This window comes from Rhodococcus sp. IEGM 1302, assembly GCF_030056935.1.
GTDB classification, from domain to species: Bacteria; Actinomycetota; Actinomycetes; order Mycobacteriales; family Mycobacteriaceae; genus Rhodococcus_F; species Rhodococcus_F qingshengii.
Genome location: NZ_JASHKY010000001.1, coordinates 694,587 through 715,230, shown reverse-complemented (window position 1 = coordinate 715,230; position 20,644 = coordinate 694,587). Strand labels below are relative to the sequence as shown.

Sequence of the window (20,644 nt, the reverse complement as noted above, 5' to 3'; positions counted from 1 at the left end):
TCACGGCTTGAGACGTCGTAGACCCCAGAGCGCAGGCAGGAGGAACAGGCCTGAAAGGATCAGGACGAGTGCAGCTTCCGTGAACTGGAAACGCCAGAACCGATCATCCGAGTGGTAGCGAACTTCGTAGTGGTCGACCCCGTGCTGCCGCAAACAGATCTCCATCTCTCTGTTCTGCTGCGCTGAGAGCACATCCATGCGGAGGTTGTACTCGGCGCCGGTCTCCTCCGGGCGCTGGTCGTACGGGTCCTCATCGCCTGATCCACCCCACGTGCACTCGTCGTATTTGACGTCGACCCAGTTACCTCGGAGGTCGACATATCCCTGCGCGAGTTCCCAATTGACCGCGGGGATACTGGTATCGCTCGAATAGTAGGAACTGAATCCGGCGACGGGTGACGTTCGGACACTCGGCTCGGCGTAATCGGGCCGTGCAACCAACTGAAATGCTGCCAGGATCGCAACAACACCGACCATCGTGATCGCCATTGCGCCGATCGAACTACGCACCAGCAAAGCCAGTGCTGCTCCGAGCATGAGTGCCATGAATGTGTATGCACCCAAGACCAGTCCGCTGGATTGAAAGAGCGGATACGACAGGTTCGATATCTCGACGAAAGTCGAACGCCCGGCAACAAATGCATACCGGGAGTTGTCCGGGAGAGATCGAGCCCATTGCAGTGCAAATCCGAGCAATGACGAAGCCACAGAAATCGGCAGGAAGACGATTAACACCCGGGTCCAGAACCAACGAGTCCGACTGACCGATTGAGTAAGCCCCAATACGTGTGTTCCTTGTTCGACATCCCGCGAAAACACGGTGACACCGATCAACACGCCGAGGAACACCGGCAGAGCAGTAGCAACCACTGTCGTCAGTGTGAGAGCAGTCTCTGCCGTGCAGATAGCGGTGATGTCATCGAAGCAACTGAGAGGCGATCCGAAGAGTTGGGCTTGTCCGCCGCTCTTGATGATCGCACCACTCGACAAGACAATGACTGCTAATGCCGCGAGGAATCCCAACGACACAACGAGCGATGTCCGGTGGTGCCGCCACGTAACCCAGATCATGCCGCCACCATCGTTTCTGCGCTCAGGTGCCCGAGCACCACGTCGTCGAGAGTTGCGTCGTCGATCACCCAGCCGGCCCGAGGGCTCGGACGGATTCCCTCCACCACGTGAGAATTCGACCGCACCCCCTTCTCGGTATGAATGACCGCACCGGCGCCGACCACGTCCGAGGGGTCGCCGTCCCCGATCAATACGTAATGGGCAGAGATCAATTCATCCAACGGACCGGACAATCTCGCGTTTCCGCCGCCCAGCAGAAGAAGTCGATCCGAGACGTCTGCCAATTCGGAGACGATGTGTGAAGACAACAGAACCGTGGTGCCGTACTCGGCAACGTCTTCGAGCAGAGTGGTCGCGACAGACCGCCGTGCCACCGGATCGAGATCTGCCAGAGGCTCGTCGAGTAGAAGCAACTGCGGCCTGCGCCCGAGTGCCAAAGCCAGTGCAACCCTGGTTCGTTGACCTGGCGACAGGGCTTTCGCCTTCGCATCGAGAGCAATTCCAGCGCGCTCCACCAGATCCAGAGCGTACTTCGCATCCCACTCGTCGTTGGTATATGCGCCGAATCGAAGAAGTTCTGCAACAGTGAATTTGGGATACAGCGGCTTGTGCTGAGCGAGGTACGACAGGCCTGGACAGATGCCGTCCTGATCCGGCGTGCTGCCCAGGACGGAGATCGAACCATGGTCAGGCATCGTCAACCCGACCGCCAAGGACATCAGTGTGGACTTGCCCGCTCCGTTCACCCCGACCAGGGCAGTGATGCTTCCTGTCGCGACCTCGAAAGTGCAGGCGTCGAGCACCTTCTTCTTGCCGAAGCGCTTGTCCACGTCCTGCATCGTCAGTGCCGATTCTTGCGCAGTCATGATGTCTCCCCCTGCTTTCCGGACGGATCCGTTTCGATGAACGTCTTCTCGAGTTCCAAACTCACCAGTGCTTCGATGTCCGTGCGCTCGAGTCCAGCAGCCACGGCATCTGCCACCCAGCGGGCCAACTCGCGCCGTAGCGCAGAGCTTTCCGCCATACCGGGCTTGGCCAGGGACTTCACGACGAACGTGCCCAATCCGGGCCTCGGGGCAACAAGCCCGTCGCGCTCGAGTTCCTTGTAGGCCTTCAAGACTGTGTTCGGGTTGATCGCGAGCGCTCCCACGACGTCCTTGGCTGTGGGCAGCCGATCCCCGACTTGGAGATCACCGAGCCTGAGCGCCTGCTTCACCTGAAGGACCAATTGCACGTAAGTGGGAATGCCGGATCGGCGGTCGATACGGAAGTCGATCATCCGAACCCTTTCACTAGTTCATTAGTGGAATAGATATTTACCCTGCCTTGACCTCCCGGGTCAAGCCAGACGACCCCTGTAAAGTGCAGATGCCCCGGTTCACCGGGGTGCCACGCTGCTCGTGTGAAGTTCGGTGAAACCCCGGCACTGTCGACGCAACTGTGAATTCGCCCGTCACTACTCGAGGCGAACGAGTCAGGTCACCGGCCTCGTGGCGACACGATGGTTCTCGGACGAAGGACCGCTCGTGGCGCTTCGCCTCGCGGCCGCGCTGCTCGCGACCCTTCGCCACTAGCGGAGGGGTGGCTGTGAGTACTCGGCCGACACGTAAATTCAGATCTGTACTTGCAGCACTGACGGTGAGCACCGCACTGCTTGCCGGTGCGTGCAGTAGCTCGACGTCCGATACACCCGCAACCACAGCGGCCTCGGACGGCTCGTTCCCGGTGACTGTTGTTTCCGGTCCCACGGATTCCGGCACGGACATCACCATCGAGTCACGTCCGCAGTCGATCGTGTCACTCAGTCCCAGCGCCACCGAGACCCTGTGGGCCGTCGGCGCGGGCGATCAGGTGAAGGCCGTCGACAATCAGTCCGACTACCCGGCCGGTATCCCGGTCACCGATCTCTCGGGCTTTCAACCGAACGTCGAAGCCATCCTCGGCTACGCACCGGATCTGGTGATCGCATCGGATGACATGAACGATCTTGTCTCCGGACTGCAAAAGGCGAAGGTGCCGACACTCCTACTACCGGCAGCGACGAGCATCGACGACGTCTACGCCCAAATCGAGCGCGTCGCGAAGGCCACCGGCCACGAAGACAAGGGCACCGAAGTTGTCGACACCATGCGCTCGGACATCGACGCCGCTGTCGCCAGTGTTCCTGCGCGCCAACAGCCGCTGACGTACTTCCACGAACTCGACTCCTCGCTCTACACCGTCACGAGTTCGAGCTTCGTCGGGCAGATCTACTCGCTGTTCGGAATGAAGAGCATCGCCGACGCCGCGGGGCAGGGTGACTATCCGCAGTTGTCCGCCGAATTCGTGGTACAGGCCAATCCTGATCTCATCTTTCTCGCAGACTCCCAATGCTGCGGAGTGACAGCAGAATCCGTCGCCGCTCGACCCGGGTGGAGCGGCATGAAAGCGGTTACCGGTAACCAGATCCATGTGCTCGACGAAGACCTCTCCAGCCGCTGGGGACCTCGTGTCGCCGACCAGGTGAAGGCCGTCGCGGCCATCGTTGCCCAAGTTCCCGCGGCCTGAGCACTCGATGATCAAAGCCGGTATCTCCCAACATCGGACCGCCGTTCTGCTCGGCGCCGCGCTCATTCTGTGCGCTGCCTTGCTGATCGGTGTTCTGGTGGGGCCGGCCGGATTGACGCCTGATCGGACCATTCTCGAACTTCTGGACGGAATACCCGGCATCCACCTCGATTCCGGCCTCACCGCAACACAGCAGGCGATTCTCTGGCAGATCCGGCTTCCGCGAGTAGTCCTGGGCGCGTTGGTCGGAGCAATGTTGGCCGTAGCCGGCGCCGCCTACCAGGGCGTGTTTCGAAATCCCTTGGCAGATCCGTATCTCCTCGGAGTTTCCAGCGGAGCCGGACTGGGCGCAACCCTCGCCATCGTTTCGGGCGGAGCGCTGGGCATGTTCGGAATTCCCATGGCCGCCTTCGTCGGTGGTGTGCTGGCAGTGTTCGCAACTTATTCGCTCGGTCGAAGCATTGGCGGGCCGCAGAACGCGGTAGTCATCATCCTCGCCGGTGTCGCAGTCGCAGCGTTCACGAATGCAGCGCAGACTTTTGTTCAGCAGCGGTTCGACGATTCACTGCGCGAGGTCTATTCCTGGCTACTCGGCGGACTGTCCACCGACGGTTGGTCGGAAGTTCTGGTTGTCCTGCCGTACGTTGCGCTGGCCTCTGCCGTCATCCTGGTACACCGGCGCGTACTCGACGTGATGGCGGTAGGTGACGTCGAAGCCGCCAGCCTCGGCGTCGACCCGGCCAGATCACGCCTGGTGCTGGTGCTCGCCGCAACTCTGGGAACGGCCGCGGTCGTGAGTGCAAGTGGACTCATCGGCTTTGTCGGAATCGTTGTTCCCCATGCGGTTCGACTGGTCGTCGGCCCATCTCATCGGCTGCTTCTCCCCCTGTCACTCATGCTCGGAGCGGCGTTTCTCGTCCTCACCGACGTTGCCGCCCGCACGGTCATGGCACCGGCCGAACTCCCCATCGGAGTTGTGACCGCGATGATCGGCGCTCCGTTCTTTCTTCTGGTTCTGCGCCGCAGCCGGGTCTCGGCATGACCGACAGCGCAGTGCGGTGCCGCGACCTCCGAGTCAACCTCGGCGGCAAGGACGTCGTCGACGGCATCGATCTCGATGTGACACCAGGCGATTGGGTTGCCGTGGTCGGGCCGAACGGCGCCGGCAAGACAACCTTGATGCATGCCCTCGCTGGATTGATTCCGTCTACCGGTGAGCTCTCGGTCGGGGGACTGAGTCCTCGCAATTCCAGCCGCAAGGCGATGTCCGCCGTCGTCGCGTTGATGCCTCAGCGTCCGGTAGTACCCGAGGGCTCAACGGTCAAGGAACTGGTTGCGCTCGGCCGCACTCCCTATCTACGACGCTTCGGAACCGAAACCGCCACTGACCGTTCGGTGATCTCTTCGGTGATCGAGAGGCTCGACCTCACCGAGTTCGCAGATCGACGAGCCACCGAACTTTCCGGCGGCGAATTGCAGCGCGTGGTCCTGGCTCGGGCGCTGGCTCAAGAACCGCAGGTACTGCTCCTGGACGAACCCACCAGCGCGCTCGACATCGGTCACCAGCAGCAGGTTCTCGACTTGGTGGAGGAACTGCGTGAAGCCGACAACATCACGGTCATCGCCGCGATGCACGACCTCACTCTCGCGGGTCAGTACGGTCGACGAATCGTGTTGCTGGACAAGGGCAGCGTCGTTGCCGACGGCACTCCCTCATCGGTGCTGGAGGCAGACCTCCTCGGCCGCGTGTACGGAGCTCGGGTCGAAATCCTGGACCGACCCAGCGGTCCCATAGTTGTTCCGATTCGGCAGGAGGGCACCCGCTGATGGAACTGATGTTGCTCGGCACCGGTGCTGCTGACGGTTGGCCGAACCCGTTCTGTACCTGCCCTTCCTGCCTGGAAGCCTTGTCGAGTGGAACCATTCGCGGGCACACTGCTGCCCTGGTGGACAACAGAATCCTGTTGGATTGTGGTCCGGAAGTACCGCGTGCCGCGTCGCGATTCGGTCGCACGCTGGCACACGTCGAACACATCCTGCTGACGCATTCGCATCCCGATCACCTCGGCCCGATGGCATTGCTGTTCCGGTCCTGGGCCTCGCGCACCGAACCACTACAGGTTCTCGGACCACCCGACGCGCTCGATCTCTGCCGAGACTGGGTAGGCCCGGATGACCCGGTGACCTTCACACCGCTCGAGACCGGCCAGTCGATCATGTTGGGCACCTATCGTGTTCGCGCACTCGAAGCCGCGCACGAAGTACCCACCCTTCTCTACGACATGACCGACGCATCCGGAACCCGAATCTTCTGGGCCACCGACACCGGGCCTTTGCCCGAATCAACTGTCGACGCCCTTGCCGACGCGCGTTTCGACGCCGTCTTTCTCGAAGAGACCTTCGGCTACAAGACCGACCACGGCACCGGGCACCACGATCTGTCGAGTTTCGCGGAGACGGTGTTGCGGCTCCGCAACTGCGACGCGATCACCGATCGAACCGATGTGGTCGCCGTACACCTCGGGCACCACAACCCCGTCGAAAACGAACTCTCGGAAGCACTTCGTGTGTCAGGGGCGCGAGCGGTTCCGGATGGAGCTGTGCTCGAGATCGGGGTAGGACAGAGCCATCGAACTCTGGTCACCGGTGGCGCCCGCTCGGGCAAGTCCACTTACGCGGAGGGCCTGCTTGCCGGCTACCGGCACGTCACGTACATCGCCACCGGGGATCCGCAGGACGACGATCCCGACTGGATCGAACGAATTGCGTCGCATCGCGCGCGGAGGCCGTCGACGTGGACGACGGTAGAGACCTCCGAAGTGACCGAGATTCTCGCAACCGCAACAACACCGATCCTGCTCGATTGCCTCGGCACGTGGTTGACCGCATGTCTGGATCGACATCAGGCGTGGGCGACAGAAGATCTCAGCGCCGTCCACGCAGATATCGACGTCTTGGCCGACGCCTGGACCGCCTGTCCGGTACCGATTGTCGCCGTCACCAACGAAGTCGGAAGCGGCGTCGTCCCGGACACGAAGTCCGGGAGACTGTTCCGCGATCTACTCGGTCTGGTGAACAGCCGCATCGCCAGTGAATCGGAGTCCGTGGTCCTGATGACCGCCGGACTCCCCCTGAGCCTGCGCGTGTGACGTCAGAGCAATCCGGTGAGCTGACGCGCACAATCGAGTAGGAAACCGACCAACTCTCGATCCTCGTCCGTCACTCGCCCGCTCGCTCCCTGAACACACAACCCGCCGGCCACCTGGTCTGCGTGATCTCGAACCGGTACTGCCACTGCGGATCGACCCAGGCGGCATTCCTGGTTCTCGAATGCAAAACCCTGCAGGCGAACAGACCTCAACTGCTCATACAACGCGTCGAAATCACCGAGGGTGAACTCCGTGACCCGGCGAAGTTCCAAACCCGAAAGCAACCGCTCGTCGTGCGCCAACAGAACCTTCCCCAGCGCATTCGCGTGAAGGTTCTTCGCCAGTGCGGCGATTCCGATGATCTCGTGGTCGGGATCCTTGTCGACGAAACGCAAGCGCCCACCGGTAAACGAGGCTACGTGCAGACCGAACCTCGTGTGTGTCCGCATGTCTTCGACGCGCTCGTGCAGGGTCGGCCCCGGACCGCTCGCCGACGCTGCATGTGAGAGCTCGGCAGTTCGACGCCCCAACGCGAACCCTGACAGGTCCGGCACCCGCACGAGAAAGCCCTCGGCCACCAGCAGATTGAGCATCCGATAAGCCGTTGCCGAAGGGACGCCTGCAAAAGTGGCGATCTCCTTCGCGGTTGTTCCCGGTCCCAGATGAGCCACCGCCTCGAGCATCCCCAGCGCCTTCTGAACCGCACGCGGTTGTTGTCCACTGAAGTGGGTCTCGTCGCCGATCCGTTTGTCTGATCGTGGACCAGCGGTTGCACGGTCCGCGGTCACCGCCCATGCTCCGGCGAGTTACCCTCGGCGGCCCCACGATCCGGCACGAGTCGCCTTCGCCCGTCACCGTCGATCAGCAGAGTGCCCGCACCGGGCAACAGGTCCGCCGTCTCGACGCTGTCGAAAGCTCCGACCATCAGAAGGCTTTCCGGTCTGGCTCTACGGAGCAATGCGCTCCACACTGTCCCCGACACAGCAACAGCAAGAGCAGCGATCGGCAGTGCCCACATCCCGTGAACCGCACCGTCGAGAACGATGTAAACCAGTAGACCGGCACCGGCGGCACTCACGGACAGGGTGCAAATCCGGGTCAGCGACGTATGTTCCCCGATTCGGCGCAAGAACTTCCACGAAGCAAAGGCCACCAGCGTGTAAGCGCAGACCAACGCGGTCTCCACCACGCCGTCGAAGGATCCCGAATCGTCGCGAACCGTATCCGAATAGATGAATACGCCCGCCGCACTTACCGCGACGAACGCAAGTACCGCAACGTACGGGGTGCGGAACCGTCTGTGTACGCGAGCGAGCGGCGCAGGCAGTACCCGTTCGATCCCCATCGAGTACAACAACCGCGAACCCGCCTGCGCACAACCGAGAGTGGATGCGAACCAGGAACACGTCATTCCGATCTTGACTGCCAGAACCACTTCCGCGCTGGCTCCGGATGCCGTTCCTTCGAAGTACGCTCCGACGATCGTTGCGCCGTGGCCGGTCATCGCCGCCCAGGCTGCAAAAACGAAGAGGACCCCGCAGATGATCGGCGAAATGAGAACCGTGCGTGTGACGCTGATGAGTGGTCGTTTCGCTTCCGGGCCGAAGAAGGCCGAGCTTTCGAAGCCCGCCATGCTGAGCACCGTCAGCATCGCGAGAAACGGAACTGCACTCAGCGACGGATTCGGCAGGGCAACAGCAGTTGTCGTGTCACTGTGCGTCGCCAGCATGACCACGACGATGAGAATCAACGAGCACGCTTCGACGACCAGGATCGCTCGGGTGGCGAACCGGACGCCTCGCACTGCAATCCACGCGACGGCCAGGGCAATCGCCACCGTCGTGATCACCGTCGCGGCAGGCCCTCGCACGTCGGGGCCGACAATGGCGATGGTATCGAGCAGACTCGGAACTGCCTGCGAGAAAACCGAAACCGAGATTCCGAGATACCCGAGTACCAGTGCGGCACCCGCCGTCAGTGTCGCCCGGATACCGGAGCCTTGGAAGACGAAGCTGTACAACGATCCTGCTGCGGCCAGTCTCCGCGTGAACTGAGTGATGCAGAACGCAACGAGAAACACCGCCGAAGTTGTCGCAGCAATCGCAGCCAACCCGACGTAGCCGGGACTGTAGGTGATCATCCACAGGGCGATGAACACCATTCCCGTTGCCGGAGCGATCGTGGAAAGTGATTGCCCCAACAGGTCGATCGGGGTCAGACGTCCTCGTCCGAGACCACGGAGCGGGGAGAACACGGGCTCACTGTGTTGATCCGCATTCTGCGCTCGCGTGATCGCCGCACGCAGTGCCGCACTCACGGCCATGAGTCACCGTCCGTCGCGTCCAGGCCCGAACCTACGAGCGAATTGTCAGAATTCGGTCAAGTTAGTCCGCTTATGTTTCCGCGCAGTTTCCACGATGGCGCGCACAGAACTTTCAAGTGAGAATCCGACTCTGTTTCCCACCCAGCGTCATGCCGGATCAAGGGCGGCCGACGGTATCCGGCCCCTCCGGGAGCACCTTGACCTGCGAGTTCTCCGATTCTCACACGACAACTGCTCTCTCAGTTGCACCTCGTCCAGGCGTAGCGCGGTCGACGCGGATTCGCAGCATCGCCCGTACAGGATGTGTCCCACACACCACCGGCACTACCCGAGAGGAACGGAGGAAGCATGGACTTGGTCAGCGCCACCACTTCGGCGATCATCGGATTTGTTCTCCTGCTCGCCGGCATTCCCAAGCTGAACGACCACGACGGGGTCCTTCGTTCGGTGCGCGGATACAAAGTGTTGCCGGTGCGACTCGAAGTACCGCTCGCTCGCATCCTTCCCGTCGCGGAAACCGTCGTAGGCATCCTTCTGGTTCTCGGCGTGGCCCATCGCCTCGCCGCCTTGGTTGCTGCCGTCATGTTCGCGTCGTTCTTCACGGGCCTCACGATCAACCTCCTGCGTGGGCGACGCGATCTGGACTGCGGATGTTTTGCATTCGGAGTCGGCGAGATTCCGCGTATCGGATGGTTCCACGCCGTTCGCGCCGGAACACTCGCGGTGATCGCTGTGGCACTGTCGGTCACCGCCGGACAGGCTGAGATCGGCGTCCAGGTCGTGGCGACGACCTTCGGATTCCTCCTCGTTCTGGCGGGAGTTGCGCTCGCACAGATTCGTTCGGTGGTCCACCTCGGACGACGCCCGGTCGACGACTACCTGTCGAGCGCCTCCATCCGCCTCCGAACCGCCGAAACCGCGTCCCGGTACGGCTCGTGAACTTACATCCCCACCACTGAAAACTCGAAGGCAGGACTACCACGATGACCACTTTCCTCCTTGTCGCGACAGTGATCCTGGTGATCGCCGTAGCCGTACTGTTCTTGATGGTTCTTGCTCTGGCTCGTGAAATCGGCCGCGTACAAGTACGTCTCGGACCTCTCGGTGCCCGGATGATGGATACCGGGCCCAAGGTCGAACAGGCCGGCCCATCGTTTGCCGGTCTCATCGATCAGGAAGGACGGACCGTCGGAGTCGGTGGTCACCGCGACAAACCTCAACTCCTGCTGTTCACAGCACCGAGTTGCTCGACGTGCAAGAGCCTTCTTCCCGGCGTAAGGGCAATGGCCCGAGCCGAATCGGATCTCGACGTGATCATCATCTCCGACGGAACACCCGAAGAGCATCGCGAGTTCCTGGCCGGCAGCGGGATCGGTTCCGAGCTCAGTTACATCGACGCTCGAGACGTCGGTATCGCATACCAGGTGGGCACCACTCCGTACGGCGTGATTCTCGACGAGCACGGCAAGATCCGAGGAAAGGGCCTGTGCAATCACATGGCTCAGGTGGAAAGCCTCCTCAATGCGCTCGAATCCGGCACCCCCTCACTCCAGCACCTTCATGCCCAGGCGAAATCCGGCAGCGCGGCCTGATCTTCCTGCACAGTTCGATCCTCTTCACGAATCAGGAGAAAATCGTTGGACGACAATGAATTCCCGCAGCACAACATGACGGAGAATCGATATCCCGTCGACGAGGCGACAGTTCAGGCCCAGGCCGAATGGATGGCGGGCCAGGGCGGTTCGCTTACCAGCCGAACCGGACGTAAACTCTCCGAACGAGTTTCGCGGCGATCCATGATCAGCCGGATCGGCAAGTGGACCATGGGTGTGTCAGGAGTGGCACTGATCAGCACACTTCCCGTGACACGTAGTGCCTTCGCCCAAGAGCCCGAGGTTCCTGCGCCGGCACCTGGCCCCGAACCTCTTGTCCCTGTCTACGACGGTAAAGATCCGGCCGAGTGCGAGTACTGGCGCTGGTGCAACATGGACGGAACGTCCTGTGCCGCATGCAACGGCGGCGGTGTCACCACCTGTGCCCCCGGCAGCAAGCCCGGCGCAGAGTTCTGGGTCGGATGCTGCACCAACCCTGATACCGGCAAGACCTATCTGATCGCCTACTACGACTGCTGCGGTGCGCCTTCGTGTTCCAACGCATTCTGCGGCGAACCGGACATGCAGGCCGTGATGTACAACCCGGTCTCCGGAAGCTACGACCAGGAAATCATCTGGTGTGTCTCCGACGAGTCCCAGGCATACACCTGCACGATGGCGCCCATCATCGGTGAGGACTGCCAGACTCGACCGGCCGAGCGCCCCAAGGTCGGTGCCGGATCATGAGCAGTCCGCGAACCCGAAAACTGGCGCGACCCGCCGTTGCCGTCATCCCACTCACCGTCGTACTCGCGCTGGCCGGTTGCAGTTCGTCCGACAACGACGAACCCTCCAGCGCAGGTGATGTCACCTATCCGACAGTTCCGTTCACTGCACCGGGCGAGGGAATCTCCCTCGGTCACGACGACCAGGAAATCGGCGACACCATTCCCGAGCCGTTGCACGTCGGTTCGATCACCCCGATCGCAGCTGACCGCTTGCTGGGCGTCGAAGGTGGATTCGGCCAACTCGAGCTCAGCGTCAACGTCATCGATCCGAAAACCGGTGTGGCCGAGAGCCGGATCACCGTCGGCCCGGGTATCTGGGATCCGGTCATTCACGGATTCGTCGGGGATTCCGCCGAGGATCCTGCGGTGCTCGCTGCCGAGGTGTGGCGGCCCCGAGGTTCCCGCGGCACGGCAGATTTCACGGTCAGCACCTACTCCGGGAACCTACTGGAACCAGCCGAGGTCATGCTTCCGGACGTCGCACGCGTACATTCCCGTCCCGGCTCGAACGCCGTGACCTCCGACGGCAAGTTCTTCGTCACGTGGGACGACGGTTTGTACGGCATCAGAGTGGTCGACCTCGAGAAGAAGGAAGCGACCGGTGCACTCCAGATAGTCGGCTGCGGTCCGTTCACGTGGATGATCGATCACGAGCTGTACAGCGTCTGCGAGGACACCCGGGAACTGCTGCACGTCACGATCGGTGACGACGGTGTTCCGAAGGAAACCGCCCGAAGCAAGGTCCTACCCGAGGATTTTGTCTCCACCCGCAAGGTCACGTGGGCATCGAAAGCGAATAAAGCCTTGCTGGTCAGTGAGAACGGCGATGTGTACGTCTTCGACTTCTCCAACGGACTACCTCAGGAAGGTGTCAAGCCGATCGGAAACGCCGGGCAGGACTCCGGTCGATTCTCGGAGAACGTCATCAACGCCGACGCAACCCGGCTCGCAATCGCATACACGGACACGGCTATTCATCCGGACTCTGCTCGGGGAGGCTCACTGGTCAAGATCGACTTGTCCGACGCAACGACCTTCGCCCCGGTGAAGAGCTTGACACTTGCCGACCTCGGCCTGACAGACATCGAGAGCATGACCTTCTCCGTCGACGGCGCCACGTTCTACGTGCTCGGTACCGGACCTGAGGTCGAAGGCTCCGCTCCGCAGAAGATCGTGGGTTACAACGCGAGCACCGGCGAACAGGTCAGTTCCGTCGATGTCTCGGGCAACGTCGGGGATGTCAGCGGGTTGATCACACCAGAAGTACTCCGATGAGTCGTCCCGGATCCGGTGTGGTGATGGGCCGGCGCCGCTTCCTGAGTTTGGGAGCACTCGGCGCCGGAGCACTCGGGCTCGGCGCAATGGGGACGATTGCCGGATGCAGTTCCACTGCAGCATCTCCGACGCCGACGACCGATCTCGACTACATCCTGCCCACCGACCCGGAAGTTGCCGCCGCAGAATCGGCGCGAGCCTGGAACGGGACCACCGCTGCGTTTGCCCTTGCCGCCGGATTCTCGACGGTAGATCTTGGCGGACGCCTCGTGGACACGTGGACGTACGGAGGCGCTGCGGTGGCTCCGGAACTTCGCCTGAAGTCCGGTGACCGGGTGAACGTCAGCGTCCAGAACGGCCTCGACGCCGAAACAACACTGCATTGGCACGGAATTCGAATCCGCAACGACATGGATGGCGCGGCACCCACCACGCAGGCTCCCATCGGCGCCGGTTCGAGTTTCGAGTACAACTTCATCGCACCGGATCCGGGAACGTACTGGTACCACTCGCACAGCGGATTGCAAGCCGATCGGGGGCTGTTCGGCGCCTTGATCGTCGAGAACCCGAACGACATCACCGGGGCCGACATCGATGCCGTTCTGGTGCTCGACGACTGGCTCGACGGATTGGGTACCACACCGGATTCCGTCCTGATGGCCCTGAACCCGGCAATTTCGGGCGGGCACGGCGGACACGGCGGTGGGGCAACAACTCCGGCGGAACACTCGGAAGCCGACATGTCCGTCGCGCAACAGTTGGTGAGCGGCGGACACGGTTCTTCCGAACCACTCGGCGGGATGACTCAACACATCGCGTATCCACTGCACTTGATCAACGGGCGGCCACCCAACGATCCTGCTGTCGTCACTGCAGCGCCCGGTTCGACCCTGCGACTGCGAATCATCAACGCAGCGGCCGAAACTCCGTACCGGTTTGCTGTGGCCGGTCACGAGATGACAATCGTCGCTACCGATGGCTACGACGTGGAACCAACTCCCGCTGACACCATCATCGTCGGAATGGCCCAACGCTACGACGTACTGGTGACGGTGAAGTCGGGAACATGGCCGGTGGTGGCGAAGGTCGAGGGCCGAGATGGTTATGCGTCGACCGTCCTACGCAGCACCGACGCGTTGGCCCTGGCGAACCCGGATGTGGGCGGAAACCTCTCGGAACTGGCCGGCCGACTGGTCACCGAAAGCGAACTCCGGCCCGCGGAATCCGCACGGCTCGAGACGAAATCGCCTGATCGCGACTACCGCATCGAGTTGATCCAGGCCGGCGATCGGTACGTCTGGGGAATGGCGGGGGCCGATGCAGGCAAGCTCGTCATGAAACAGGGCGAACGGGTCCGGATCACGATGAAGAACACGTCCACGATGTGGCACCCCATGCACACCCACGGCCACACGTTTGCGGTACCGGATTACGGCGGACTTCGCCGCGACACCGTCAACGTCCTACCCGGCACCGAGCTTGCCATCGAGTTCGACGCCGACAATCCCGGCGAGTGGATGTTCCACTGCCACAACGCCTACCACTTCGAGGCCGGCATGACGGCAAATCTGCGTTACGTCCGCTGACAAGTCGAAGAATGGAGAGAACACCTCATGAAGAAACTCGTTCCCGCTTTCCTGGCCGCGTGCGCTGCCCTGAGCCTCACCGCCTGCAGTAGTGATGCCGGTGCGTCGTCGGACGAACGTGCAGTCGTGATCGAGGTGAAGAACATGGCGTACACACCGGCATCGGTCGCCATCGAGAAGGGACAGACCGTCGAATGGAAGTTCGACGACAGCGGACTCCCCCACGACGTGGTCGGCAACGGTGATCTCGACGGGAAACTGAAGAGCGAGTTGCTCACCGAGGGAACCTTCTCGTACACGTTCGACGACGCCGGAACCTTCACCTACCACTGCACGCCCCACCCGATGATGGTGGGCACCGTGATCGTTCAATAGTGAGGAGGTGGATCGCCGGCTTCGGCCTCGCTGTCGCGGCGACGTGTGTCCCAGCTTGCGGCACAGAAGATCCCGTCCCCGACGTGGTGGTCGAGATCAGCAATGTTCAGTTCAGCCCGATGGACGTCACCGTGGAACACGGCGGCACCGTCGAGTGGCGCTTCGACGACGGTGGACTCCTGCATCATGTGGAATCACCCGGCCTGTTCGACAGTGGTATCACCGGAGACGGAACGTTCCGGCACACGTTCGAGAGCGTCGGCGTCTACGAGTATTCGTGCTCCGTGCACCCGTACATGATCGGAGTCATCACAGTGCTGTGAACACTGGCTCATCACTTTTCGCTGCGACTTCGACTCGACACTTTTCCTGAACCACAAACACTTCGGAGGATCTGATGACTACTGTTCTCTCACACGGCCCACTGCAGACCGATGTCCCTGACATCCGGCCGACCCTTCAAGGCTCGGTCGGCACCGCGACCCGTGTCAGCCTCGTCGCGGCGGGCGCCGCTGCGGGTGCCGGCCTCGCACTCGTGGCCACGCCATCTGCGACAACAGCTTTGACCACAGCTGTTATCGGCGCCGGACTGGTTACGTCGCTGGCCGCGAACTGGTCGACCTGCGGAATGTCCGTCGCCGGAGTTGTTGCCGCGCCGAAGCAAGTCGATCGGAAGGGATCCTCGACTCCCGTCCGCCGACTCGGCTGGCACGCTCTGGGTTCGGTCACGACGGGAGCCGTCACCGGGGCATTGATCGGCGCTCTCGGTGCGGCGATGTCCGGGTACGTGCCGGTCGGCTGGGCGCTGGGCGTCTGGGCCGTCGTCGCGGTTGCATACGGGCTGCACGAGTTGGGTGCGGTGAGCATGCCGACTCCGATGCGGCGCCAACAGCTTCCGCGCCATCTGCGCCGCACCATGGCGCCGTGGAAGGTCTCGCTGATCTTCGGCGCGATCATCGGTCCGGGATTTCTGATCTTCATCCGCTCGAGTGCGTACTACCTCTTGGCACTCGGCGTCATGGCTTCGGGTACACCGGCTCTCGGGGCGGCGCTGTTCACGGTCGTATCCCTTGGCCGCTGCATGCCCAGCCTCGCGGCAATCGTGCACACCAAGCGCGGTGGCTCGATGCCGGGATTCCTCTCGATCATGTGCGTCGTGGACCGTCGCGTGCAGAGCGTCACCGGCGCGGCATTGATCGCACTGGGAGCATTCGCCGCCGCAGCACTGATCTGACTCTCGACCGAGCACCCTTCACCTCGAGTGAACACACGCTCCGACTCTCCGGAGCGTGTGTTCGCTCGACAGAAACCGTGCGCACTCACCCCGCGTCAGGGAATCGACAGCGCCACCTGGACCGAGTCCTCCGACGGCGACGTCACCTTTGCGTCCCGACTCCACAGCATGTCCAGCGCTGCCTTGGGCTTGGCAAGAACCCACTCCCGGGCGGCGTTCTTGATCAGCGTCGGAGTTGCGCACCCGCAATCGCTGTTCACCCCGTCTGCGTCGATGCCGACGTCTCGGCACAATGCCACGGCGCGGGGCACGTGATACCCCTGAGTGACGATCAACGCCTTGGTCACCCCATACGTATGTATGGCCCGGAAGCAGGTGTCATAGGTGTCGAGGCCGTACGGATCCCCCACGATGCGACGCTCATCTATTCCCTGCTCCAACAGGTAGTTCGTCATCGCCGCGATCTCGTCACCCGAGCCGCCGTTCGCGTCGCCGGAGACGAGGACCGCTTTAGCCTTTCCCGCTTCCACCAGTTCGACTGCTGCGTCCAGCCGCCCTTTCAGGAAAGCCATCGGCTTACCGTCCTTGATCTGCGCGCCCAGCACGATCACTACCGGAGCATCGGGAGCATCGACGGCGTCCGACGTATGGCCGGCCGACGCCACGGAAATCCACACGATCGAGCCCGCATAGACAACTGCTCCGAGCACCGCAATGCCTGCGACCCAACGAGGCCACCGGCGCTTGCGCGGCGGTTTCACTGGATCTGCAGCAGCTTCGTCCATTCGTCGATCAAACCACACGGTTTGCTCATGGCTCGAGCGCTCGGTCGATCCTCCATCCCTCCGCGCCACTGCGCTCGGCCCACAGATCCGAGTACTTTCCACCTCGCGCGATCAGGTCTTCGTGGGAACCGACCTCCTCCACCCCACCGTCTTCGAGGTAGACGATGCGATCTGCTCCCTCAATAGTCGACAGGCGATGAGCGATGATCACCACCGTTCGACCACGGGCCAATCGGTGAATTGCCTCGGTGATGGCGACTTCGTTCTCTCCGTCGAGGGCTGAAGTCGCTTCATCGAGAAGAACAATCGGAGTGTCCTTGAGGAATGCCCGCGCAATCGAGACCCGCTGACGTTCACCGCCGGACAGCAGTGATCCGCCTTCACCTACCCTGGTCTCCTCACCGCTCGGCAAACGGTCGATCACTTCGCCTAGCCTGGAATCCACCACTGCTTGACGGACCTCCGACTCGGTGGCATCCGGTCTCGCCAACCGAACGTTCTCCAGGATGGTTCCGTCGAACAGGTAAACCTGCTGTGAGACAGTCGATATCCGAGACATCAATGCTCTCGTTCCGATGTCGCGAACATCGGCTCCCCCGATGGATACCGCACCTTCGTCGACGTCCCAGAATCTGGAGATCAGCCGAACCAGAGTTGTCTTTCCGGAACCGGAAGGACCGACCAGAGCAGTGACCGAGCAATCCGGGAATTCGAGGCTCACGTTACGAATCACGCGATCCGGGCCGTAGCCGAAGGAGACCGAATCGAACCGAATATCATACGAAGTAGGCTCTTTCGGCACCTCAGGTTCCGCCAGCACCGGTACATCGATCATCTCTCGGACAGATCCGAGCGACACCCGGGCCAGTGAGATACCTTCACCGAATCCTGCGAGCATCTGCATCGGCTCCACGAACCTCACGGCCAACACGAGAACAACGATCACGCTTGCTGTGTCGATGAACCCGGTGGTGACCAGCAGTGCCGCCAGAACCAGGACGGTGAGAAAGGCAACCTGAACGACGATCATGAAGCGCAGCAGATACTTGTCGACCGATCCGATTTCCTGCAGGTGTGCGTCCCGGTTGGACACAAGAGCTTCGTCCAACCGAGTCCAGCCTTCGCCGCTCTTACCGGCCGAACGTAGAACTTGCTGCGCCTGTGCATATTCGACGACGCGCGATGCCAACTCGGATTCGCTCTTGCCGATCGCCTCGTATTCGGGAACAACCGCACGCTGCACGTTGCGGTAAGCCCGAATCCCCAGTGGAACGAAGACGACCATCGCGAGAGACAGTCGCCAGTCCACAAACAACACAGCGATCGCCACTGTCGCTGGAGTCACCGTGACGGTGACGAGTTGCGCGATGATCATTCCCGGGATGCTCATCAAGATAGCCGTGCCCTCGGTGACCAGGCGAGTGAACGCTCCACGGTTTGCCTTGCTGAACCACCCGAGCGGAACCTGCACCAAGTGCTCACCGAGGCGATGCATGATTCCACCGGCAAAACCCTCGATTCCGATGCGGTACGCCCGATTCTCGGCGATCCACCGTACGGCGCCACAGGCCACCGCCACGAGAGCAGCCGTGACAACCCACGGCACTGCGGCGTCGTAATCGCCGCGAACCACCGCTTTCAGGATCGGAATCATCAGTGCAAAGACGACACCCTCGAGTATCCCAGCGAGCGTGAAACCTGCTATCTGACCTCGCATCCCATTGCCGCGCCCGAGGATTTCGTCCAGGTCTCGAATCATTGCAGCGCCTTTCGCGGAGATATGTCTTCGACGAGGGGGTTCTGGAGCGCCCACATCCGCGCGTAGGTTCCGCCGAGCGCCGACAACTGTTCGTGCGTACCCTTTTCCACGATCCGTCCGGCGTCGAGAACGAGTATCTGATCTGCATATCGGACGGTGTGCAGTCGATGAGCGATCACCATCAGGGTGCCGCCGTCCGCACTGATCTCACCCAGTGCGCGTTGAACGGCCGATTCACTGTGGGGATCGGCCTGCGAAGTCGCCTCGTCCAGGATGACGATCGGCGGGTTCTGAAGGATGGCGCGGGCGATCGTCAGGCGTTGCTTCTCCCCACCCGACAGCTCACCGCCCGAACCACCACCGATCTCGGTGTCGTACCCGTCCGGCAGTCGCATGATCACGTCGTGAATCTGCGCCCGCCTCGCCGCTGTCTCCACTTCCAGATCCGTTGCATCCGGTCGACCGAGCCGAATATTCTCGCGCACGCTGTCCCGCAGGAGCACAACATCTTGGAAGACGATGGCCATCGATCTCAAGACTTCGCGACTGGACTGATCTCGTAAATCGCTTCCGCCCAGTCGAATAGACCCGTCCGTGACGTCCCAGAACCGCGGAAGTAGACGCGCCAAAGTGGTCTTTCCGGAGCCGGAGGGGCCAACGATCGCGGTCACGGTGCCCGGTTGCATCTCGAAGGAGATGTTCTCGAGGACGCGCTGCCCAGTGGTGTATTCGAAGCCGACGCTGTCGAATTCGACCAAAGTGCTGCGAGCAGGCACTGCATCCTGAGGTTCGGCCAGCTCTGGTTCGCCGAGGATGCTCTCGACGTGAGTCGCTCCCAGTTGGCCTTCGCGGTAGAGGTTGGCCATCGTTCCCATGTGCAGAACCGATGACGGAACACCGATTCCGACGACCAGAAAGGCAACAAGAGCTACCGGGGTAATCCAACCCCCGGACAACATTGCAGTTCCCGTCGCCGTGATGACCACGATGAGTACCGCCGGTGAGAGGAGGATCGACATCGCGACCACCGGCCTTCCCATCCCCGACATCCATCGCACGCACACCGCAACCATCGAATCGACAGCGCTCGAGTAGCGCGCGAATGCGCGACTCCCACTCCCGTACGTCTTGACAACCTCGATACCGTCGCCCAGTTCTACTGTCGCAGAGGTCAATGTCGACATTGCAAGATTCCAGGAGTCGACGTTCGTTCGATAGGCTCTGCGCATCGACGGCGCGGCGAGAGCGAGACACACTCCGATGTAGCCGACCAGGACCAGGCTGAACTTCCAGTCCATCGCCACCAGATAGATCAGGGCCACTATCGGCGACAAGATCGCGGGCACCACGTCGGCGGGAAGGTGAGCGACGAGAAGATGCATCCGCTTCACGTCGTCCGTCATCGCCTGCTTCACTTCACCGGTGCCACCATTTGCAAACCACCCCAGAGGAACTCGGGACAGATGCCGAGCGATACGCGAGCGGATCGAGTATTTGAAATGCGCGTCGGCGGTGTGGCACACGGTCAGCGCTGCGTTGTAGACGACAAAACCGAGAATTGTGCCCGCTGCACCGATTGCGGCCCACAGCCAGACCAGGTTCAACGACGAGTCGGTCAGGAGCACCCGCGCGATCTCGACCACCGCAACGTAGGGCAGGAATCGCAACGGCACCGACAGTGCCGACAGACCCGCCCCTAGGAGGAGTTGATTTCTCACCGGCGCGATCATCCTGCCCAAAGCGTCGCGGTCGACGAGTCCAGGCGAGTCTTCCGGGGCTGCGGCCTCGTTCACTTTCATTGCCGCACTCACTCTTCGACGATGATCGTGCCGGTCATGTTCGGATGTGGTGTGCACGTGTAGGTGAACGTTCCGGCTTTGTCGAAGGTCTGACTGTAGGTTCCGCTTCCTTGGAGATCGCTCTTGATCCCCAACTCGGCGAACACGACATCGTGCGGCATTCCCTGGTCCTCGAAAATCCACGTGACGGTCTGTCCTGTGTGCACGGTGACGGAGTTCGGTGTGTACGCAAGGTTTTTCACCGAGATCTCGACCGGCGCTTGCTCGGTAGATCCCGTCGAATCGTTGCCGCACGACGTCAGTGTGAATACCACTGCAACAGCGATCAATGTGGTCAATCCGGTGCGAACTGACATTCTGC

General features: G+C 61.8%; 21 protein-coding genes. 12 read left to right on the top strand and 9 right to left on the bottom strand.

Going from position 1 to position 20,644, the window contains the following annotated elements; all coding sequences use genetic code 11:
• Genes QM609_RS03410 through QM609_RS03400 form a run of 3 tightly spaced genes read right to left on the bottom strand, consistent with a single transcriptional unit; the run spans nucleotide 1 to nucleotide 2,350 of the window.
• Nucleotides 1-1,071: an ABC-2 membrane transporter-related protein gene (locus QM609_RS03410; protein WP_065454941.1), complete on the bottom strand. Its 1,071-nt coding sequence runs from the start codon at nucleotides 1,069-1,071 to the stop codon at nucleotides 1-3.
• On the bottom strand, nucleotides 1,068-1,937 hold the full coding sequence (locus QM609_RS03405; RefSeq protein WP_050657035.1) for an ABC transporter ATP-binding protein: 870 nt from the start codon (nucleotides 1,935-1,937) through the stop codon (nucleotides 1,068-1,070). The genes QM609_RS03410 and QM609_RS03405 overlap by 4 nt, the downstream gene beginning before the upstream one ends.
• Entirely contained in the window at nucleotides 1,934-2,350 is a 417-nt protein-coding gene (locus QM609_RS03400; protein ID WP_003939899.1) for a GntR family transcriptional regulator, read from the bottom strand. Before QM609_RS03400 ends, QM609_RS03405 begins: the two co-directional genes overlap by 4 nt.
• 308 nt (nucleotides 2,351-2,658) lie before the next feature.
• Here QM609_RS03400 and QM609_RS03395 point away from each other — a divergent pair, with 308 nt between their 5' ends.
• The 4 genes from QM609_RS03395 to cobU are packed head-to-tail and all read left to right on the top strand — an operon-like array spanning nucleotide 2,659 to nucleotide 6,767.
• Nucleotides 2,659-3,618, top strand: coding sequence for an ABC transporter substrate-binding protein (locus QM609_RS03395; RefSeq protein ID WP_058038466.1), 960 nt, complete (start codon nucleotides 2,659-2,661; stop codon nucleotides 3,616-3,618).
• A gap of 7 nt (nucleotides 3,619-3,625) precedes the next feature.
• Complete coding sequence (locus QM609_RS03390) at nucleotides 3,626-4,660, top strand: FecCD family ABC transporter permease (protein WP_019745569.1); 1,035 nt, start codon at nucleotides 3,626-3,628, stop codon at nucleotides 4,658-4,660.
• A complete protein-coding gene (locus tag QM609_RS03385) occupies nucleotides 4,657-5,445 on the top strand; it encodes an ABC transporter ATP-binding protein (protein ID WP_050657036.1) in 789 nt (262 codons plus the stop codon). The genes QM609_RS03390 and QM609_RS03385 overlap by 4 nt, the downstream gene beginning before the upstream one ends.
• Nucleotides 5,445-6,767 carry a bifunctional adenosylcobinamide kinase/adenosylcobinamide-phosphate guanylyltransferase gene (gene cobU / locus QM609_RS03380; protein WP_050657037.1) on the top strand — a complete coding sequence of 441 codons (1,323 nt, stop codon included), beginning with the start codon at nucleotides 5,445-5,447 and terminating at the stop codon, nucleotides 6,765-6,767. Before QM609_RS03385 ends, cobU begins: the two co-directional genes overlap by 1 nt.
• Before the next feature lie 2 nt (nucleotides 6,768-6,769).
• On the opposite strand, the gene QM609_RS03375 is transcribed toward cobU, so the two are convergent.
• Together QM609_RS03375 and QM609_RS03370 are read right to left on the bottom strand one after the other, a co-directional pair.
• On the bottom strand, nucleotides 6,770-7,555 hold the full coding sequence (locus QM609_RS03375) for an IclR family transcriptional regulator (RefSeq protein ID WP_050657038.1): 786 nt from the start codon (nucleotides 7,553-7,555) through the stop codon (nucleotides 6,770-6,772).
• Entirely contained in the window at nucleotides 7,552-9,090 is a 1,539-nt protein-coding gene (locus QM609_RS03370; protein WP_050657039.1) for an APC family permease, read from the bottom strand. Before QM609_RS03370 ends, QM609_RS03375 begins: the two co-directional genes overlap by 4 nt.
• Before the next feature lie 348 nt (nucleotides 9,091-9,438).
• On the opposite strand from QM609_RS03370, the gene QM609_RS03365 reads away from it, so the two are divergent.
• The 8 genes from QM609_RS03365 (at nucleotide 9,439) to QM609_RS03330 (ending at nucleotide 15,940) form a co-directional block, all read left to right on the top strand.
• Nucleotides 9,439-10,029, top strand: a complete 591-nt coding sequence (locus tag QM609_RS03365) for a MauE/DoxX family redox-associated membrane protein (protein WP_063315621.1) — start codon at nucleotides 9,439-9,441, stop codon at nucleotides 10,027-10,029.
• Nucleotides 10,030-10,073: 44 nt separating this feature from the next.
• Complete coding sequence (locus QM609_RS03360) at nucleotides 10,074-10,682, top strand: redoxin domain-containing protein (RefSeq protein WP_019745575.1); 609 nt, start codon at nucleotides 10,074-10,076, stop codon at nucleotides 10,680-10,682.
• A gap of 75 nt (nucleotides 10,683-10,757) precedes the next feature.
• Nucleotides 10,758-11,429, top strand: coding sequence for a methylamine dehydrogenase light chain (locus QM609_RS03355; RefSeq protein ID WP_029256402.1), 672 nt, complete (start codon nucleotides 10,758-10,760; stop codon nucleotides 11,427-11,429).
• Nucleotides 11,426-12,745, top strand: a complete 1,320-nt coding sequence (locus tag QM609_RS03350) for a hypothetical protein (protein WP_050656033.1) — start codon at nucleotides 11,426-11,428, stop codon at nucleotides 12,743-12,745. Before QM609_RS03355 ends, QM609_RS03350 begins: the two co-directional genes overlap by 4 nt.
• Complete coding sequence (locus QM609_RS03345; RefSeq protein WP_050656034.1) at nucleotides 12,742-14,331, top strand: multicopper oxidase family protein; 1,590 nt, start codon at nucleotides 12,742-12,744, stop codon at nucleotides 14,329-14,331. The genes QM609_RS03350 and QM609_RS03345 overlap by 4 nt, the downstream gene beginning before the upstream one ends.
• A 27-nt stretch (nucleotides 14,332-14,358) precedes the next feature.
• Entirely contained in the window at nucleotides 14,359-14,706 is a 348-nt protein-coding gene (locus QM609_RS03340; RefSeq protein ID WP_050656035.1) for a plastocyanin/azurin family copper-binding protein, read from the top strand.
• Entirely contained in the window at nucleotides 14,706-15,029 is a 324-nt protein-coding gene (locus QM609_RS03335; RefSeq protein WP_080712742.1) for a cupredoxin domain-containing protein, read from the top strand. Before QM609_RS03340 ends, QM609_RS03335 begins: the two co-directional genes overlap by 1 nt.
• A 74-nt stretch (nucleotides 15,030-15,103) precedes the next feature.
• A complete protein-coding gene (locus QM609_RS03330; protein WP_050656036.1) occupies nucleotides 15,104-15,940 on the top strand; it encodes a hypothetical protein in 837 nt (278 codons plus the stop codon).
• 95 nt (nucleotides 15,941-16,035) lie between these two features.
• Here QM609_RS03330 and QM609_RS03325 read toward each other — a convergent pair whose 3' ends face one another.
• The 4 genes from QM609_RS03325 to QM609_RS03310 are packed head-to-tail and all read right to left on the bottom strand — an operon-like array spanning nucleotide 16,036 to nucleotide 20,639.
• Nucleotides 16,036-16,725: a SanA/YdcF family protein gene (locus tag QM609_RS03325; protein ID WP_050656037.1), complete on the bottom strand. Its 690-nt coding sequence runs from the start codon at nucleotides 16,723-16,725 to the stop codon at nucleotides 16,036-16,038.
• A gap of 25 nt (nucleotides 16,726-16,750) precedes the next feature.
• Nucleotides 16,751-18,484 (bottom strand): ABC transporter ATP-binding protein, encoded by a 1,734-nt coding sequence (locus QM609_RS03320; protein ID WP_050656038.1) that lies wholly within the window; start codon nucleotides 18,482-18,484, stop codon nucleotides 16,751-16,753.
• Nucleotides 18,481-20,295, bottom strand: coding sequence for an ABC transporter ATP-binding protein (locus QM609_RS03315; RefSeq protein WP_228232269.1), 1,815 nt, complete (start codon nucleotides 20,293-20,295; stop codon nucleotides 18,481-18,483). The genes QM609_RS03320 and QM609_RS03315 overlap by 4 nt, the downstream gene beginning before the upstream one ends.
• Entirely contained in the window at nucleotides 20,292-20,639 is a 348-nt protein-coding gene (locus tag QM609_RS03310; protein ID WP_050656040.1) for a cupredoxin domain-containing protein, read from the bottom strand. Before QM609_RS03310 ends, QM609_RS03315 begins: the two co-directional genes overlap by 4 nt.
• Nucleotides 20,640-20,644: the final 5 nt, after the last annotated feature.